The organism is Aeromonas molluscorum 848 (assembly GCF_000388115.1).
In the GTDB taxonomy this organism is placed as follows: Bacteria; Pseudomonadota; Gammaproteobacteria; order Enterobacterales; family Aeromonadaceae; genus Aeromonas; species Aeromonas molluscorum.
In genome coordinates, this window is sequence record NZ_AQGQ01000294.1 from 1 (window position 1) to 1,415 (window position 1,415).

Here is a 1,415-nt window from a genome sequence, read left to right on the forward strand (position 1 = left end):
GCCACAATCGAGCCAGCCGACACCATGACCCATCGCCTGCTGGCGAGCCGGGCTCTGCTACCTGCCGCATTCGAGCTAGCCGACACCCTGCCCCATCGACCAAGACTGGCCGACTGCGCCTGATGCGTGGGGGGAGGTAGCGCGGCGCCCCTGTTATCCAGGATTCATGAAACTCTTGTATCATGCAGGCTTTGCCATGACGCGAGCGCACGGATTAAGGATGATAGGGATCTTTTTGCAGTTTCTCTGGCTGGGTTGCACCAGTTTTGGCGGCCCGGCGGCCCACATAGGTTACTTTCAGCGCACCTTCGTCACGCGACTCGGCTGGCTTGACCAGGCCGAGTTTGCCCAGCAACTGGCCCTGTGCCAGCTGCTGCCGGGACCGGCCTCCAGCCAGCTCGGTTTTGCCATAGGTCGGCACAGGGCCGGGCTTGGCGGTGCCCTGGCCGCCTTCGTCGGGTTCACCCTCCCCTCCTTCCTGCTGCTCGCCCTTGCCGCCTTGGGACTGGGGCAGCTGGCAGAAAATCTTTGGCTGGATGCGGCGCTGCACGGTCTCAAGCTGTTGGCGCTGGTGGTGGTCGCCGACGCCGTATTGAACATGGCGCGCCAGTTCTGCAAGGAGCCCCTGACCCAGGGCATCATGGTGGCCACGGCGGCGGCGCTCTGGTGGCAACCCGGTCTATCCACTCAGTTGCTGATGATGCTGGCGGCCGCCCTGCTCTGCGCCCGCCTGGCCAAACTGCCAGCTGCTCAGTCCCACCCCTGGCAGGGGCCGCACTGGCCCAGTCTGGTGCTGTTTACGTTGCTTTTCCTCGGATTGCCTCTGCTGGCCAGCTCAGAGACGGGCCGACTGATTGCCGATTTTTTCCGGGCGGGCAGTCTGGTATTTGGTGGCGGTCATGTGGTACTGCCGCTGCTCGAACAGAGCGCAGAGCAGAGCCTGAGCGCCAGCCAGTTCCTGACCGGTTACAGCCTGGCCCAACTGGTCCCGGGCCCCATGTTTACACTGGCAAGCTATCTGGGCGCCTTGATGCTGCCGCAGCAAGCCCTGCTGGGCGCCCTGCTGGCGACCCTGGCGCTGTTCTTGCCGGGCTTTTTGCTGCTCTGGGCTCTGGGTCCCTGCTGGCAGGCGCTGCTGGCCAGACCACGACTGGCCGGGGCCGTGACGGGCATCAATGCCGCCGTGGTCGGCCTGTTGCTCGCCGCCCTCTATCAACCCGTCTGGCAAAGTGCCGTGCTGGCCCCCAAGGATCTGGCACTGGCTGCGACCGGCCTCTTCCTGCTGCGGGTGATGAAGCTGCCCGTGCTGGCTCTGGCTGCCCTGCTGCTCGCCAGCAGCTTGCTGCTGGCGTGAGCTCCCGGGTACGGTCATCATCACAGCCCATAAAAACGGCGCGCAGCCAGGCTGCGCCGCC

1 protein-coding gene is annotated in these 1,415 nt (G+C 65.2%); it reads left to right on the top strand.

Going from position 1 to position 1,415, the window contains the following annotated elements; translation table 11 throughout:
- The first annotated feature begins 220 nt into the window (after positions 1–220).
- Complete coding sequence (chrA, locus tag G113_RS20060) at positions 221–1,354, top strand: chromate efflux transporter (RefSeq protein WP_005914561.1); 1,134 nt, start codon at positions 221–223, stop codon at positions 1,352–1,354.
- The last annotated feature ends 61 nt before the right edge of the window (positions 1,355–1,415 follow it).

Bases quoted from the DNA above. Each gene is read 5' to 3' on its own strand.
- chrA (WP_005914561.1), top strand. From the start codon at position 221: ATGATAGGGATCTTTTTGCAGTTTCTCTGGCTGGGTTGCACCAGTTTT.